We start from the raw sequence: 14806 nt of genomic DNA on the forward strand, positions 1-14806 counted from the left end.
TGCCTATACTCTCCAAAGGAAAGTAGGCACCCGAAAGTGCTATAGTTACTCATGAGAGAGAAATGGGTTTTTCAACATGCTACAGCCTGAAAAAAGGTCCCCCGGCCCTGACGCGCCGGTCGATCCGCGCGTCGAGACGCTCGTCAACGAGCTGATCGGGCGAGTCGCGGACAAGTGGACGCTTCTCGTGCTCGAGGAGCTGGAAGAGCATGGGACCTGCCGCTTTACCCGCCTCGCGAAGCTCGTCCCCGGCATTAGCCAGAAGATGCTGACACAGACACTGCGTGCGATGGAGCGCGACGGCCTGGTTCACCGCACCGTCCACCCTGTGATTCCGCCGAAGGTCGAATATCGGCTGACCGACCTCGGTCGTAGTCTGGGCGAGGCTTTTTGCGGCGTCTGGCACTGGGCCGAGGCGCACCTGGGCGAGGTCGAGGCCGCGCGGGCCGCGTTCGACGGGCGCGACTGACGCGCCCACCCCTTTTACTTGCGGCGGGTCGTCACCTGAAGCGGCCGGGCTCGCGCCGCGTCTGCCACCACCCGTTTGGCCTCGTTTAAGGCGATTGCGCGGGTTTCGCGGCGGCATTCACGCACTTCGTTCCTGCCCTCAAGGTCATAATCGGAGGCCGTCCCGCACACGCTGACGACGGCGCGCCAGATGCGGCGGTCGAGAGCCTTGGCGCCCTTTTCGGTCGCAAGGTCGAGATCGCTGTGGGTGACGACCGCGGTTCGAGGTTGGGTGACCGCCTGCGCTGTCGCGGGCTGCGCGAACGAGACGGCGGCGAGAGCGGCGAGGATCAGAAGCTTGGACATCTTTTGTCTCCATCGTCCGGCTGTGAGGGAGGGGAGGAAGCCGGTGAACCCAAGGTAGAGGGCCAGGCAGAGACAGAGGAGCAACGATGTTGCGCGAGTATTCTGCAAAATTGCAGAATGCCATCGCGGTGGCTATTGGGCAAAAGACGCCATGTTCGATTGGGACGATCTTAAATCCTTTCTCGCGGTCGCGGAAACGGGCAGTACGCTTGCCGCAGCCCAGGCGCTGCGCGTCAGCCAGACGACGGTTGCGCGTCGCATCGCAGCGCTCGAGGCGGCGACGGGGCTCAATCTCTTCGAGCGCCGACAGGCGGGTTACGCACTGACTCCGGTGGGTGAGGCGATGATGCCGAGCGCATCGGCGGTCCGCGATGCGGCGGCTCGCTTCAGCGAAGCTGCAGGGGCCCGCTCGCGCGACGCTGGCGGGACGGTCAGCGTCACGGTGATGGAAATCTTCGCAATCACCATCCTTCCGCCGATCCTGCGCGATCTGCGCGCAGCGCACCCCGAAATCCATATCCACCTTGATACCGCGGATGAGCCACGCGATCTCGGCGCTGGCGCGGCGGACATCGCGATCCGCAGCAGCAAGCAGCCAGCGGGTGCGGGTCTTGTGGGGCGACGGATCGCCGACAACAGCTGGACGGTCTATTGCAGCCGCGATTATGCCGACCTTCACGGAATCCCGCGGAGCCGCGATGAACTGGTAACGCATCCCTTCATCGGCGGTGGAGGCTCGGTATGGGAGCCCTATCAGGCGTGGCTGCGGCAATATCGGCTCGAGGAATCGGTGGTCATGCAATATGATTCGGCCTCGGGCCTGCTCGCAGGGGTGCGCGCCGGCATGGGGCTCACCATCCTGCCCGCCTTCCTCGCCGATCGCGAACCGGACCTCATCCGCTGTCTGCCGCCGAAGGCGGAAGATACGACGGGCTTGTGGTTGCTCACCCACGAGCGGCTGCGCCATGTGCCGCGCGTGCGCACGGTGCTCGATTTTCTGGCGAGCGCGCTGACGAGACTGGCACGGAGCTAGGCCGTGGACTCATAAGCGTTGATCCAGAGGCGTGCTGAGAAGAGCTTGATGGCGGCGAGGAAGTTGTCGGCTCGCTTGTCGTATCGGGTGGCCAAGCCTCTGGCGTGTTTGAGTTTTCCGAAGAAGCGTTCGATCAGGTTGCGATATCGGTAGAGGAAGGTGCTGAACACAAAGCCCTGCCTGCGATTGCGCTTGGCGGGAATGTTGGCGAAGCCGCCTTGTGCTGTGATCCGCGCGCGGATGGCGTCGCTGTCATAGGCCTTGTCGGCGAGGAAGGTGCTGCCTTCCGGCACGGCGCCGAGCAGCGGATCAGCTTGTTTGCAATCGCTCGCCTGTCCTTCGGACAAGTGCAGCTGGATCGGCAGGCCTCGTCCATCAACCAGTGCGTGGATCTTGGTCGTCAAACCGCCGCGGGAACGTCCCATGCAGCGATTTGGGTCCCCCTTTTTAAGGTCGCACCGTGCTGGTGGACCCGGATGGAGGAACTGTCGATCATCACCAACTCGCCGTCGAAGGCATGGGAAACTGCCGTCAGCAGCCGATCCCACACACCGGCTTTGCGCCAGCGCACGAAGCGATTGTAGCAGGTGGTGTGTGGACCATAGCGTTCCGGAATATCCGCCCAGGGGCTGCCTGTGCGGAACCGCCACAATATCCCGTTGATCACCCGGCGATCATCCACACGTGGCACGCCCCGCGGCTTGTTCGGAAGCAGCGGCTCGATCACAGACCATTCGAAATCTGTCAGCTCAAAACGGCGACGCATCTCCAAGACTCCTTTCCCGAGCCTTGAATCAATCACTGCCGCCTCGCGCAACTCAGTTTATGAGTTTACCGCCTAGATTAACCCACGCGCGCGCAGCCGAGCGCCGCAGCATCGATCGCAGTTGCGGCGCCGCGCAGGCGGTAGGTGTCCGCGATGGCTCCTCCGCGCGCCGAGACGCTTTCAATGCTCATGCTCGGCGCTGAGCGCATCGCTGCGACAATCCCCGCGTCCATCCGCGCGTCGCTCGCCCAGCCGTGCACGCCATTGCCCGCGAGGATGAAGCGGCGGCTGCCGATCGTCAGCCTCAGTTCGGCGCCGTCGCGGCGCGCCTTCGACAGGCGCACGTAGAATTGGCCCCGTATGCCCGATTTGGGCCAATAGCCGACGCTCGCATAGGCTTTGACTTCGGGCGCGCCAATCGTCGCTGCGGGCGCGGCGATGGCATAGCAGCGCGGAGTGGCCAGGTCGCGGAAGGCGCCCCAGCCGTCAAAGACGCCAAGAGCTGCGGGTGCGGCGACCGCAGCGACGGGAAGGAGCAGCATCGGAAGAAGAGGAAGGGCGCGGCGCATCGCGCCCTCGTTTGCGCGATTGGGAATGCTTTGCAAGCATGGCTTGCGCGGCGCGATGCGTGCGTTAAGGAAGGTTGGCATTTTCAGGGGCAGGGAATCGCGACGCCGAATCGCCCGCGAGCCGCCGCCCCTCCAGGGACTTCTCCCGAACAGGCAGGGATGACGAATTAGAATGAAAGCGACGATCGAACGCGCAGTGCTCCTGAAAAGCCTCGGCCACGTCCAGTCGGTGGTGGAACGGCGCAATACCATTCCCATTCTGTCGAACGTGCTGATCGAGGCCGATGCCTCGGGCCAGCTGAAGCTGATGGCGACCGACCTTGATCTGCAGGTCGTGGAGACTGTCGCAGCGAAGGTCGAGACGCCGGGTACTACCACTGTGTCGGCGCACACGCTGTTCGAGATTGCCCGCAAGCTCCCCGAGGGCGCCGAGGTCAGCCTGTCGGCGGCCGAGGGCAAGATGCAGGTCAAGGCAGGCCGTTCGAATTTCAACCTGCCGACGCTCCCGCGCGACGATTTTCCCGTGATCGCCGAGGGCGACCTGCCGACGAGTTTCGAGCTGCCGGTGGCGGAGCTTATCCAGATTATCGACAAAACGCGCTTCGCCATCTCGACCGAGGAAACGCGCTACTATCTGAACGGGATTTTCCTGCACGTCGCGGAGGATGCAACGGGGCCGGTGCTGAAGGCGGCCGCGACCGATGGCCATCGCCTTGCGCGCTATACGGTTACGCGTCCCGAAGGGGCGACAGGCATGCCCGACGTGATTGTGCCGCGCAAATGTGTGGGCGAAATCCGCAAGCTGCTCGATGAGGCCGAGGGCAATGTCGAGATCAGCCTGTCGGCGTCGAAGATCCGCTTCCAGCTCGGCAACGCGGTGCTGACCTCCAAGCTGATCGATGGCACCTTTCCTGATTATAGCCGCGTGATCCCGACCGCGAACGACAAGCTGCTGAAGGTGGATCCCAAGAGTCTCTTCCAGGGCGTCGATCGTGTCTCGACGATCGCGAGTGAGAAGACGCGCGCGGTAAAGGTCGGGCTCGACAAGGATCGCATCACGCTCAGCGTCACCAGCCCCGAGAACGGCACAGCGGCCGAGGAACTGGCAGCGGGCTATGACAGCGATGCGATGGAGATCGGCTTCAACGCCCGCTACCTGTCCGACATTCTGGGTCAGGTCGACGGTGACAGTGTCGAGCTGCATCTCGCCGATGCCAACGCGCCGACGCTGATCCGCGAGAGCGAGAAAAGCCCGGCGCTCTACGTGCTGATGCCGATGCGGGTTTGACGGGGCTGCGTCGGTTTTCGCCTCCGCCGACCGTGGGCGCGGCGTTCCTTGGATCGATGGGTACGGCGCCGGCTGATCGCGCAAGCCCCGGCGTGACGGCGCAGGATAAGGCCGAACTTGCGGCCTCAACACTATCAGATTTGCCGCCTCGCAAGCGGGATATTGAAGCAGGGACGCCGGCTGAGCCGGCCCCGCCTCACCCGGCCTTTGCCACCCGCCAGATCACCCCGCCGGTATCGTCGGCGACCAGCGCGCTGCCGTCCTTTGCGATCTTGACGTCCGCGGGGCGGCCGCGGGTGGTCTTGCCGTCATTGGCTAGGAAGCCGTCGAGAAGTGGGATCGGCAGCGCATCGACCGGTTTGCCCCGCGCGCCAAACTTCACGAATATCACGCTGTAGCCCGAGACCGGCTCGCGGTTCCACGATCCGTGCAGCGCGATCAGCGCTCCGTCCGCCCAGCGCTCGCCAAGATCGAGCCCGTGCGTAAAGGTGAAACCGAGCGGCGCGACGTGAGCGCCGAGAGCATAGTCGGGGCGCTTCACATATTGCCGGCGATCCTCGGCGTCAGGCTCGACGCGCGGGTCGACGAAGCCGCCCCAATAATACCATGGCCAACCGAAGAAATCGCCTTCGTCGACGTTGGTCAGATAGTCGGGGACAAGGTCCGACCCGAGCATGTCGCGTTCATTCACCACCGTCCAGAGCTGGTCGCTCCCGGGATACCAGGCGAGGCCGACGGGGTTGCGCAGGCCCGCGGCGAAGGTGCGGACATAACCGTTCTCTGGTCGCACCTCGAGCACGGCGGCGCGGCGAAACTCGTTGTTGATGCCCTTTTCGCCGATATTGCTGTCGGCACCGACGCCGACATAAAGCCAGCCGTTGGGTGCCGCGACAAGGCTCTTGGTCCAGTGGCGGTTCGTGCCCTTCGCGGGCAGGTCGACGATCTTTTTCGGCTTGCCGCTCATCCTGACGTCGCCTTCGACATAGGGGAAGGCGAGGATGGCATCGGTATTTGCGACGTAGAGAGTGTCGCCGACGAGCGCCATGCCATAGGGCGAGTTGAGGCCGGTGATATAGGCGCTCTTCACCTCCGCCTTGCCGTCGCCGTCGGCGTCGCGGAGGAGGGTGATGCGGTTCGCCGACTTGCCGCCCGCTCCGGCCTTGCTCATCAGGCTGCTCATCACCTTGCCCTCGATGCCCGAAGTGTCGCGCGGCGGGCTCTGCGCCTCGGCAACGAGCACGTCGCCATTCGGGAGCACGAAGATCGAGCGCGGATGGTCGAGGCCTTCGGCGAACCGTTGGACCGCGAGTCCGTCAGCTGCAACCGGCGCCTGCCCGGCGGGCCAGTGCGTCGCTTCGGGTACGTTCATCGTCGGGAAGGTCTCGGGCCGCTGCGCCGCCATCACCGGCACCCGGCCGCTGAGCTCGGCGGTCGAGAAGCGCGCCACGTCGGGGCGCGACATCACGTAAAGGGTGATCCCGCCCGCGACCAGAAGCACGACGAGAGCGAGGGCGGCATATTTGAGGATTTTGCGCATATTGCCTGTCTACACCGAGCGCTCGCAGCGGCAAAGGGGCGAAACGGGGGAGCCACGTTAATGCGCAGCTGTCCTGAATTAACCTTACCTTCCCGTTCATCACGGTTGGGAACGGCGCGGTGAGAGCGGCGCGCTATGCTAGGGTCTTCACGCAGGAACCGGGGATACCATGCAGCTTTCAGTACCTTTTCTCGCCGATCGCGCTGCGGTCGATGACGCCTGCGCGCTGATCGACCTGCACGGGGAGGAAGCGGGATTTGCTGCTGCAGCGCGGGCCGAGCAATATCGTGCGCTCGGCAACCATCTCCACTTCGCGCGCTGGCGTCAGATCGAGCGGTTGATCACCTATCTGTCGGTTGAGAGTGCGCTCGACACAGTGCAATAGCCGCCTTCTCGAAAGGGCCTAGAGCCTGAGGCCTGCCGTTTCGGATAGGCCCGCCATGATATTGAGGTTCTGCACGCACGCTCCGCTCGCGCCCTTGCCCAGATTGTCGAGCCGCGCGACGAGGCGTGCCTGGCTGCCATCCGGACTGGCAAAAACGAACAGGTCGAGCCGGTCGCTACCCGCGTTGGAGGCGCGCAGCAGCAATTCGCCGTCTTCGGGCGCTTCTCCCATGCCGACAACCGGACTGTGGGCATAGAAAGCGGCAAGCGCGTCGCGAAGCCGTTCCGGTGTCGCCGCGCCCCGCATCGCAGCGAGCGGTACCGGCACTTCGACAACCATACCGCGATGAGCCGGGATGACGGCGGGCGAGAAGAGCGGCGCGACCGACAGCCCGCAGCGCGCTTGCATTTCGGGTACATGCTTGTGACCGAGTGCCAGAGCATAGCTGCGCCACGCAATGTCGCGGTCGACTTCGAACCGCTCGATCAGCGCTTTGCCGCCGCCCGAATAGCCGCTGACCGCGTGGCAGATGTATGGCCAGTCGGCGGGCAGGAGCCCTTCGCGTACCAGCGGTGCGACCAGCGCTATGAAGCCGGTCGAGTAGCATCCCGGGTTCGACACGCGCTTCGCCCCGGCGACGGCGTCGTGGCCGCTGACTTCGGGAAATCCGTAGACCCAGCCCGGCGCCACCCGATGCGCGGTCGAGGCATCGATAACGCGGGTGCTCTTGTTAGCGATCATCGCTACCGCCTCGCGCGCAGCGTCATCAGGAAGGCAAAGAATGACGAAATCGGCGGCGTTGAGCGCGTCGGCGCGTGCAGTGGCATTCTTGCGGTGCGCGTCGTCGAGGGTGACCAGCGAAAATTCGGACCGCCCGCCAAGCCGCTCGGCGATTTCGAGACCCGTCGTGCCCGCCGCGCCGTCGATGAAAACCGTCTGTGTCATGATGAGCTTATCGCAATCTTTTCATGCCGCTCACCGGCGGCTGATGTCCTTTCTCCGCCGAATGCGCGATCACGTCGGCGAGTGGCTCGGTTCTGACCTCCATCCATCGTTGGCTCGCATGGATGATCCTCTCGTGGTCGGCCATGATCCCGACATGGCCGGGGAAGAAGACGAGATCGCCGCGCGCCAGGTCGGCGGGCGCGACATCCTTGTCAGGACCAAGGGAGGCAAGCTGCAGGTCGCTGTCGCGCGGCAACTGTATGCCAGCGGCGCTCCAGGCGAGCTGGACGAGACCCGAACAGTCGATGCCGTGGGCAGTGCGCCCGCCCCACAGATAAGGCGCGCCGGTCATTGCCTCGGCGATCGCTGCGGGATCTGCATCCGCTGATCCGGCCTCGACCAAGGCTGCGAGCGGCAGGTAGCCGTGCGGCGTCTTGAGCCATTCGCCCTCGACCGCGCCCATCACCATCGCCCCAAAGGGCAGCACGGCGGGACCTCCGCTGGCCGCGTCGGGCGCCGAATGCAGCATAGCCTCGGCCATGTTCACGCGGTGCGTCGGCGCGATCGGCGCCCCGAGCGCATCGGCGGCGAGATAGCCTACATAATGATCAGCGAGGCTGTAGCCCCAAGCCCAGCCGCCCGTCAGGTCGAGCAGCGCGAAGCCCTCGCCGTACAAAAGTTCGCTCGACTGGTCGGCGTCAAGCGACGGCGCCGCGCGCATCGCGGCGGCGGGCAGCGCGCAGCTGCGCATCATCGGCGCGGCATAGTGGGGAGCGAAATGAACCCCCGCAACCGCGATGTCAGCGAGGTCAGGGCGGATCGCGACGACGCGCGGATCAAAACTGTGCGACGCACCAGTCAGGCCAAAGCGATCGCGCCCTGCGCCAGCGACGCCCGGGCGTCCCATGCGCACGCCGTCGATCGCGGAATGAAGGCCCGTTTCTGCTGTCACATGCCGTCCTGTTAATAGCATCTCCGCCTCAGAGGCGGCCAATCGCGCGCCATTAGACCAGCCCAGCGGACTTGATCAAGAAAGTTCAATCGGCCGCGCGATTGCGCCCGCGGCGGTCGTAGCGTCCCTGAAGCATGGCCCAGGCGGCGCGCAGGCCGAGCGCGGCACCGCCCTTAGGGCGGCCCGGTTTGGGCGAAGGGCGCCAGGCGAAGGTGTCAAAATGCGCCCAGCTTGTGCCCTCGGGAATGAATCTCTTCAGAAACAGCGCAGCGGTGATCGACCCGGCAAAGGCGGAGCTTCCCGCATTGCCAAGGTCAGCGATGTCGGTTTCGAGCAGGTCGGCATAGCCGTCCCACAATGGCATACGCCACACAGGATCGTCGCGGTCGACGCCGCATGCCATCAGCTCGCCTGCGAGCGCATCGTCGTTCGCATAGAGCGCGGGCAGGTCGGGGCCGAGCGCGACCCGCGCCGCGCCGGTCAAGGTCGCGAAGTCGATGATCAATTCGGGGGTCTCCTCACCTGCCCGCGCCAGTGCATCGCCGAGCACGAGCCGACCCTCAGCGTCGGTGTTGCCGATCTCGATCGTAAGGCCTTTACGGCTCTTGAGCACGTCGCCAGGCCGGAAAGCATCGGCGGAAATGGCATTCTCTGCCGTCGCGACGAGGCAATGGAGGCGGATCGGAAGACCCGCCGCCATCACGAGCTCGGCGAGTGCGAGCACATGCGCTGCGCCTCCCATATCCTTTTTCATCAACCGCATTCCCGCGGCGGGTTTGATGTCGAGCCCGCCGCTGTCGAAGCTGATGCCCTTTCCGACCAGGGCGACGCGTGGATGGTCCTCCTTGCCCCAGACGACCTCGATCAGCCGCGGGGCGTGGTGTTTGGCGGCGGCGCGGCCGACCGCGTGGATCATCGGGTAGCCCTGTTCGAGCGCCTCGCCTTTGGTAACGGTGAGCGTCCCGCCATGCGCCTTGGCGATGCGTTCGGCCTCGGCCTCGATCTTGGCAGGCCCCATATCTGCCGCCGGTGTGTTTACCAAGTCGCGGACCAGCGCGACGCCGCGCATTTCGGCGACCATGGGCGCGATCGCGCCTACGTCGGCGGTCAGCAGGACGCGGGAGCCCCGCGCCTCGGTCTTGGTGCGATAGGCGTCGAAACGATATTGCGCGCTCATCCAGCCGAACAGCGCCTTGCCCGGCTGGCGCCCGTCGAGGCGATAGCGGCCCTCGGGGAGTGACTGCGCAAGTTTTGAAAGACACCAGGCTGACAGATTTTCCGCATCGGCCACCGCGGTGACGACCGACCAGCTCTCGGCCGCATCACCAGGCAGGATTGCGTGGGCGAAGGCATCGGGTTTGTACAGCGTAGCAGCAAGATGGGCGCGCTCGCGCGCGCTGCGGCCCTTCAGCCACTCATCATAGCTTTGCTTGTCGACGAGGTGGATGGCGTGGGCGTCCTGCCCCTTGTCGGGCTGGATCAGGTCGGAATAGTCGATCATGCAATGGTGCTAGGCTTCCGGGGAAACTTTGTCGATTCCCGGCGTTAAGCCCTCATGACGACGATCCGACGGCATCGAACGAGGCTGCTCCTCCTTTCGAGCGCGCTGCTTACGTCCGCCTGTTCCCAGAAGGCCCCGACCCCCGCCGAGGTAGCAGCGGCCGCCGAGGTTCCGGGCGCGCCTCCGAGCACTGCTGCAGATGTCGCTGCGAAGGAAGCGAGTGCATCCAGCGTCAAGGAGTCGAACGAGCTGATCGCGTTCGCCTATAGCTACCCGGTCGAGGCGGCGCGCATCCCGGACCTGGCGGCCTTTCTCGATGCCGGCCGCGCCGCGCAGCGCCGCGCGCTTGTCAAGGCGGCAGCGCGCGACAAGGCAGTCGCGGACAAGGAGGGCTTTTCCTACCGTGCGCACAGCCACCTTCAAAGCTGGAGGCCGATCACCGACACGCCTCGTTTCCTCAGCCTTTCGAGCGAGATTGCGACATATATGGGCGGGGCGCACGGCATGCAGAGCTTTGATTCGCTGCTGTGGGACCGCAGCCATGCCACGCGGCTAAAGCCGCTCGACCTGTTCAAGAGCGGCGAAGCGTTCGACAAGGCGGCGAACGACGATCTGTGCGCCGCGGTCGAGCGCGCGAAGGCGGCGCGGGGCATAAGCTGGTCGCGCGATCCCGACAGTCCGTTCGGCAAATGCCCCTCGGCGTCGGCACAGACGGTCTGGCTGGGCTCATCGGACGGCAAATATCTCGACCGCCTCACCATCGCGATCGCGCCTTATGAGATCGGCCCCTATGCGGAAGGGAGCTACAAGATCAACTTGCCGATGTCCGAGGCGATCGTGAACGCGGTGAAGGTAGAATATGCGCGCAGTTTCCGGCCCACAAGCTGAGGAGAGACGAAATGGTCAAGCAATCCAAGGCGGGGAAGATCGGGGAAACGCGGAAGGAGAAAGAGGGCAAGAAGCGCGCTGCCGCGAAACTCGCGAAGGAGGTCGGCCGGACCAAATCCATCGCGAAGCCGCCGATGGATCGCGAAGCCGATCTCACGCGAGCACCTCAATGGGAGCCGCGCTACCCCGGCTCGGGACGCCTTGAAGGGAAAGTTGCGATCATCACGGGCGGCGATAGCGGCATCGGCCGCGCTGTCTGCGCGCTCTTCGCGCGCGAGGGGGCGGATGTTGCGATCGTTTATCTCGACAACAAGGCGGATGCTGACGACACGGCTGCAATGGTTCGCGATGAAGGGCGCCGCGCCATCACCATCAAGGCTGACGTCGGAAAGGTCGCGGCAGGGGAAAAGATCGTCGCCCAGACGGTCAAGGCGTTCGGCCGGATCGACGTGCTTGTCAATAATGCTGGCGAACAGCACCCCGCCGAAGACATACGCGATATCGCCCCCGACCAGCTCCAGCGCACGTTTGCGACCAACATCTTCGGCATGTTCTACCTGGTGCAGGCGGTGCTGCCCCACCTTTCAAAGGGGGCGGCTATCGTCAATTGCACGAGTGTTACCATGTACCAGGGATCAAAGGGGCTGCTCGATTACAGCGCAACCAAGGGCGCGATCACTGCCTTTACCCGGTCCTTGAGCGAAAACCTCGTGGAGAAGGGCATTCGCGTCAATGCGGTCGCTCCGGGGCCGATCTGGACGCCGCTCAACCCGCGGGGCGGCGCTCCGGCCGACAAGGTTGAGCATTTTGGCGAAAGCACGCCCATGAAACGGCCGGGCGAGCCCAATGAAGTCGCGCCGGCCTTCCTGTTCCTGGCCTGCGACGACAGCAGCTATATGTCGGGTCAGGTGCTGCATCCCAACGGCGGGACGATCGTTAATGGCTAGCGGGGGGCAGGCAGGAGACGAGATATGCCAGCCAAGTCCAAAGCCCAGCAAAAAGCCGCGGGCGCGGCGCTGAGCGCCAAGCGCGGCGATACGCCCAAATCCAAGCTCAAGGGAGCCTCGCGCGAAATGGCCGACAGCATGAGCGAAAAGCAGCTTGAGGATTTCGCGAAGGGCTCGCGCAAGGGCAAGCCCGAGCACGTCGACTGATTGATTGTCCTTGCCAGCCAGGGGTGAGCGCCCCGATACGCTATCGATGGCGCCGCGGCGCGCTTACTCCGCCGCTTCCAGTTCCGTCGGGGCCGGATGCGCCTGCGGGAGTCTGGCGCGGCTGAATGTAAGGATACCGTCGTCGATCGCGCCGGTACGCATATCGATGCGGTCCTGGACATAGTTCTGGTTGAGCCGCCACGGCAACTTGTCCGCATTCTTGGGCATGATATGCAGCGAGCGCTGGATATAGCCTGAGGAGAAATCGAAGATATTCTCCTCGGTCAGGCTGGAGGGATCAGCGAGCACCGGCGTTGCCACCTCGGACCCGGTGTCGCGCATATGGTTGAGAACGCGGCAGACATATTCAGCCACAATGTCGGCGCGCAGCGTCCAGGAGGCATTGAGATAGCCGAACACGACCGCAAAATTCGGCACGTTCGAGAACATGCACGCCTTGTAATAGAAATGCTGGCTCCAATCGACCAGATCGCCGTCGACGCGCACCGGAATCTTGCCAGCCACCGCGAGCTTGAGCCCGGTCGCGGTAATGATGATGTCGGCGTCAAGGTGCCCGCCCGATTTGAGTTGGATGCCGGTCTTGTCGAAGCGCTCGATATGGTCGGTCACGACCGATGCCTTGCCGGCTTTCATTGCCTCGAAGAAATCGGCGTCGGGGACAAGGCAAAGCCGCTGTTCCCAAGGGTTGTAGGGCGGAGTGAACGCCTTTTCGTCGTAACGGTCGCCAAGGGCGGCCTTCAGCTTCTTGGTCAGGAACTCGCGCACCTTCTCGGGCTTTTCCCGCGCGCGTCGAAAGGCGAGGTCCTGCAGCCGCACATTCTTGAAGCGCGTGATCTTGTAGGCAAGCTTCTCGGGAAGAATTTTTCTGAGAAAATTTGCAAGCCCGTCCTTCGCCGGACGGATGAAATACCAGGTTGGGGTGCGCTGAAGCATCGTGACATGCGCGGCGCCCTTGCCGTCGCCGTTCTCGGTCATCGACGGGACAATGGTAACCGCGGTCGCACCCGACCCGATGACGACTACCTTCTTGCCCGAATAGTCGAAATTCTCTGGCCAGAATTGGGGATGGACGATCTGCCCCTCAAAATCCTCGCGGCCAGGGAAATGGGCGTCGTAGGGCTCGTCATAGTCGTAATAGCCCGAGCCAAGATAGAGCCAGCGCGCCGTCGTCGTCGAGGTCTGCCCGGCCTCATCCTCCATCGTCACCGTCCAGCGAGCATCCGTGCTGCTCCAGTCGGCACCGACGACCTTGCGGTTGAAACGGATGCGTTCGCGAATGCGGCGTTCATCGACGATACGGTTCAGATACTCGAGGATCGCGGGCCCGTCGGCGATCGACTTTTCATGTTTCCAGGGTTCGAAGACGAAACCGAGCGTGTGCATGTCGCTGTCCGAACGGATGCCGGGATAGCGAAACAGATCCCAGGTGCCGCCCAGATTGGCGCGGCGCTCGACGAGGCCGAAGCTGCGGTCGGGACAGTTCATCTGGAGATGCACCGCCATGCCGATGCCCGAAATGCCTGCGCCGACGATCAGCACATCCTGATCAACCGGAGCAGCCTTTGTGCCCGCGGGGCGTTGCATCGTCGCCGTGCTTGCCATCATCTTGTCTCCCGTCCATTCCAGCGAATATGGCGCGGGCCCGTGTTCGGGCTCTCGGTTTCAGGCACGCAGCTTACGCATAGCGTTGCAATTTGCAATCGAATTGACGTTTACGGAAAGCGGGGGCGGATCCAGCGCGGCCATTGCCGCTGAGGCGATATTGTCATAGGGGCGTCCCCAACTTGCCATCACCAGCCGCTGCCAGGAAAGGGAGGGCTTTCGAATGCGTCAGATAGCCGTCCTTCCCTATCGTTTCGGCGGTCCCGGAATGGATGGGCCGACCGAAATTCTGCTGATCACATCGCGCGGCACCGGGCGGTGGGTGATTCCCAAGGGCAACCCGCTCAACGGCTTGCCCCGCCACGCGTCGGCCGCAATCGAAGCCGAGGAGGAGGCGGGCGTGATCGGCGCCGTTTGTCCGACTCCGATCGGCAGCTATCAATATCGCAAGCGGCGCCCCAACGGTGCGTCGGTCATGCTCGACGTCGAGGTCTTTCCGCTTGCCGTAACCCGGGAACTCGGCGAGTGGAAAGAACAGAATGAGCGCGAGCGGCGCTGGTTCGCATTCGACGAGGCGGCAAAGGTGGTCGATGAGGCCGATCTGCAGGCGCTGATCCGCTCGTTCGGCGACACGGGCTTTCGCGCCGTAGCCCGCAGCAGCGGCGTCGTCGTAAATATTGCCGAGAAAACGGGGGTTAGCCAAATGTTCGCCTGGTTTCAGCGCCTGCTTCCCAAGCAGGGCAATTTCTTCGATCTTTTCGAAAGCCATGCAGCGACGCTCGCGGCGGGGGCGGAGGCGCTCGCACGGTTGCTGCAGGGCGGCGAGGGCATGGCAGACCATATCCAGGAGATCGTCGAGCGTGAACATGACGCCGACGCGATCACGCGCGAGGTGCTGCAGACCGTGCGCCGCACCTTCCTCACCCCGTTCGACCGCAGCGCGATCACCGACCTGATCGCCTCCATGGACGACGCGATCGACGAGATGCAGAAAACCGCGGGCGCAGTCGATCTTTACGATGTGCGCGAATTCTACCCCGAGATGCGCGACATTGCGGGGATCATCGTCGACGCTGCGCGGCTGACCGTCGAAGCACTGCCGCTGCTCCGCAATATTTCGGCGAACGGCGCGCGCCTCCACGAACTTACCGAACGACTGGTGCGCATGGAGGGTCATGCCGACGAGATCCACGCCGCCGGATTGAAGCGCCTGTTCCGCGAACATGGCGAGACGAATACGGTCCATTTCATGATCGCACGCGAACTCTACAGCCACCTCGAGCGCGTCGTGGACCGGTTCGAGGACGTCGCGAACGAAATCGACGGCCTGGTCATCGATCACGCCTAAGGCG

At 64.1% G+C, this 14806-nt stretch carries 16 protein-coding genes; 8 read left to right on the forward strand and 8 right to left on the reverse strand.

Going from position 1 to position 14806, the window contains the following annotated elements; genetic code table 11:
• The first annotated feature begins 76 nt into the window (after positions 1–76).
• Positions 77–469, forward strand: coding sequence for a winged helix-turn-helix transcriptional regulator (locus LH20_RS02710; protein ID WP_053552901.1), 393 nt, complete (start codon positions 77–79; stop codon positions 467–469).
• A 14-nt stretch (positions 470–483) separates the two neighbouring features.
• On the opposite strand, the gene LH20_RS02715 is transcribed toward LH20_RS02710, so the two are convergent.
• Entirely contained in the window at positions 484–813 is a 330-nt protein-coding gene (locus LH20_RS02715; protein ID WP_053552902.1) for a UrcA family protein, read from the reverse strand.
• A 151-nt stretch (positions 814–964) separates the two neighbouring features.
• Here LH20_RS02715 and LH20_RS02720 point away from each other — a divergent pair, with 151 nt between their 5' ends.
• Positions 965–1846 carry a LysR family transcriptional regulator gene (locus tag LH20_RS02720; protein WP_053552903.1) on the forward strand — a complete coding sequence of 294 codons (882 nt, stop codon included), beginning with the start codon at positions 965–967 and terminating at the stop codon, positions 1844–1846.
• Here the strand turns inward: LH20_RS02720 and LH20_RS22680 are convergent.
• Positions 1843–2612, reverse strand: a protein-coding gene (locus LH20_RS22680; protein ID WP_144423492.1) for an IS5 family transposase whose coding sequence is annotated in 2 segments (ribosomal slippage) — positions 1843–2297 and positions 2297–2612 — 771 coding nt in all. Because the reading frame shifts where the segments join, the coding sequence is not laid out codon by codon here. The two genes, LH20_RS02720 and LH20_RS22680, sit on opposite strands and share 4 nt — an antisense overlap.
• 77 nt (positions 2613–2689) lie before the next feature.
• Positions 2690–3181: a hypothetical protein gene (locus LH20_RS02735; protein WP_053556044.1), complete on the reverse strand. Its 492-nt coding sequence runs from the start codon at positions 3179–3181 to the stop codon at positions 2690–2692.
• Positions 3182–3353: 172 nt separating this feature from the next.
• Here LH20_RS02735 and dnaN point away from each other — a divergent pair, with 172 nt between their 5' ends.
• Positions 3354–4469, forward strand: a complete 1116-nt coding sequence (gene dnaN / locus LH20_RS02740; protein ID WP_053552906.1) for a DNA polymerase III subunit beta — start codon at positions 3354–3356, stop codon at positions 4467–4469.
• Between the two features lie 196 nt (positions 4470–4665).
• On the opposite strand, the gene LH20_RS02745 is transcribed toward dnaN, so the two are convergent.
• Positions 4666–6006: a PQQ-dependent sugar dehydrogenase gene (locus LH20_RS02745; RefSeq protein ID WP_053552907.1), complete on the reverse strand. Its 1341-nt coding sequence runs from the start codon at positions 6004–6006 to the stop codon at positions 4666–4668.
• A 169-nt stretch (positions 6007–6175) separates the two neighbouring features.
• Here LH20_RS02745 and LH20_RS02750 point away from each other — a divergent pair, with 169 nt between their 5' ends.
• Positions 6176–6391 carry a hypothetical protein gene (locus LH20_RS02750; protein WP_053552908.1) on the forward strand — a complete coding sequence of 72 codons (216 nt, stop codon included), beginning with the start codon at positions 6176–6178 and terminating at the stop codon, positions 6389–6391.
• Positions 6392–6409: 18 nt separating this feature from the next.
• On the opposite strand, the gene argC is transcribed toward LH20_RS02750, so the two are convergent.
• The 3 genes from argC to LH20_RS02765 all read right to left on the reverse strand — a co-directional run bounded on the left by argC (position 6410) and on the right by LH20_RS02765 (position 9789).
• A complete protein-coding gene (argC, locus tag LH20_RS02755; RefSeq protein WP_053552909.1) occupies positions 6410–7336 on the reverse strand; it encodes an N-acetyl-gamma-glutamyl-phosphate reductase in 927 nt (308 codons plus the stop codon).
• Positions 7337–7343: 7 nt separating this feature from the next.
• Positions 7344–8288 carry a C40 family peptidase gene (locus LH20_RS02760; RefSeq protein WP_235527090.1) on the reverse strand — a complete coding sequence of 315 codons (945 nt, stop codon included), beginning with the start codon at positions 8286–8288 and terminating at the stop codon, positions 7344–7346.
• Between the two features lie 85 nt (positions 8289–8373).
• Entirely contained in the window at positions 8374–9789 is a 1416-nt protein-coding gene (locus LH20_RS02765; protein ID WP_053552910.1) for a leucyl aminopeptidase family protein, read from the reverse strand.
• 54 nt (positions 9790–9843) lie between these two features.
• On the opposite strand from LH20_RS02765, the gene LH20_RS02770 reads away from it, so the two are divergent.
• The 3 genes from LH20_RS02770 (at position 9844) to LH20_RS02780 (ending at position 11831) form a co-directional block, all read left to right on the forward strand.
• The gene (locus tag LH20_RS02770) at positions 9844–10677 is read left to right on the forward strand and encodes a DUF3298 and DUF4163 domain-containing protein (protein WP_053552911.1); all 834 of its coding nucleotides are present in this window, start codon (positions 9844–9846) and stop codon (positions 10675–10677) included.
• A 134-nt stretch (positions 10678–10811) separates the two neighbouring features.
• On the forward strand, positions 10812–11624 hold the full coding sequence (locus LH20_RS02775; protein WP_053556046.1) for a glucose 1-dehydrogenase: 813 nt from the start codon (positions 10812–10814) through the stop codon (positions 11622–11624).
• A gap of 24 nt (positions 11625–11648) precedes the next feature.
• Positions 11649–11831, forward strand: a complete 183-nt coding sequence (locus tag LH20_RS02780; RefSeq protein WP_053552912.1) for a DUF3008 family protein — start codon at positions 11649–11651, stop codon at positions 11829–11831.
• A 63-nt stretch (positions 11832–11894) separates the two neighbouring features.
• Here the strand turns inward: LH20_RS02780 and LH20_RS02785 are convergent, their stop codons facing one another.
• Positions 11895–13454: a flavin-containing monooxygenase gene (locus LH20_RS02785; RefSeq protein WP_235527189.1), complete on the reverse strand. Its 1560-nt coding sequence runs from the start codon at positions 13452–13454 to the stop codon at positions 11895–11897.
• 223 nt (positions 13455–13677) lie between these two features.
• On the opposite strand from LH20_RS02785, the gene LH20_RS02790 reads away from it, so the two are divergent.
• On the forward strand, positions 13678–14802 hold the full coding sequence (locus tag LH20_RS02790) for a DUF47 family protein (protein ID WP_083455255.1): 1125 nt from the start codon (positions 13678–13680) through the stop codon (positions 14800–14802).
• The last annotated feature ends 4 nt before the right edge of the window (positions 14803–14806 follow it).

Origin of the sequence: Sphingopyxis sp. 113P3, assembly GCF_001278035.1 — a bacterium.
In the GTDB taxonomy this organism is placed as follows: domain Bacteria; phylum Pseudomonadota; class Alphaproteobacteria; order Sphingomonadales; family Sphingomonadaceae; genus Sphingopyxis.

Excerpts from the sequence above, each read along its gene's own strand:
- LH20_RS02710 (WP_053552901.1), top strand. The coding sequence starts at position 77 with ATGCTACAGCCTGAAAAAAGGTCCCCCGGCCCTGACGCGCCGGTCGAT.
- LH20_RS02715 (WP_053552902.1), bottom strand. The coding sequence starts at position 813 with ATGTCCAAGCTTCTGATCCTCGCCGCTCTCGCCGCCGTCTCGTTCGCG.
- LH20_RS02720 (WP_053552903.1), top strand. The coding sequence starts at position 965 with ATGTTCGATTGGGACGATCTTAAATCCTTTCTCGCGGTCGCGGAAACG.
- LH20_RS02735 (WP_053556044.1), bottom strand. The coding sequence starts at position 3,181 with ATGCGCCGCGCCCTTCCTCTTCTTCCGATGCTGCTCCTTCCCGTCGCT.
- dnaN (WP_053552906.1), top strand. The coding sequence starts at position 3,354 with ATGAAAGCGACGATCGAACGCGCAGTGCTCCTGAAAAGCCTCGGCCAC.
- LH20_RS02745 (WP_053552907.1), bottom strand. The coding sequence starts at position 6,006 with ATGCGCAAAATCCTCAAATATGCCGCCCTCGCTCTCGTCGTGCTTCTG.
- LH20_RS02750 (WP_053552908.1), top strand. The coding sequence starts at position 6,176 with ATGCAGCTTTCAGTACCTTTTCTCGCCGATCGCGCTGCGGTCGATGAC.
- argC (WP_053552909.1), bottom strand. The coding sequence starts at position 7,336 with ATGACACAGACGGTTTTCATCGACGGCGCGGCGGGCACGACGGGTCTC.
- LH20_RS02765 (WP_053552910.1), bottom strand. The coding sequence starts at position 9,789 with ATGATCGACTATTCCGACCTGATCCAGCCCGACAAGGGGCAGGACGCC.
- LH20_RS02770 (WP_053552911.1), top strand. The coding sequence starts at position 9,844 with ATGACGACGATCCGACGGCATCGAACGAGGCTGCTCCTCCTTTCGAGC.
- LH20_RS02775 (WP_053556046.1), top strand. The coding sequence starts at position 10,812 with ATGGATCGCGAAGCCGATCTCACGCGAGCACCTCAATGGGAGCCGCGC.
- LH20_RS02780 (WP_053552912.1), top strand. The coding sequence starts at position 11,649 with ATGCCAGCCAAGTCCAAAGCCCAGCAAAAAGCCGCGGGCGCGGCGCTG.
- LH20_RS02785 (WP_235527189.1), bottom strand. The coding sequence starts at position 13,454 with ATGGCAAGCACGGCGACGATGCAACGCCCCGCGGGCACAAAGGCTGCT.
- LH20_RS02790 (WP_083455255.1), top strand. The coding sequence starts at position 13,678 with ATGCGTCAGATAGCCGTCCTTCCCTATCGTTTCGGCGGTCCCGGAATG.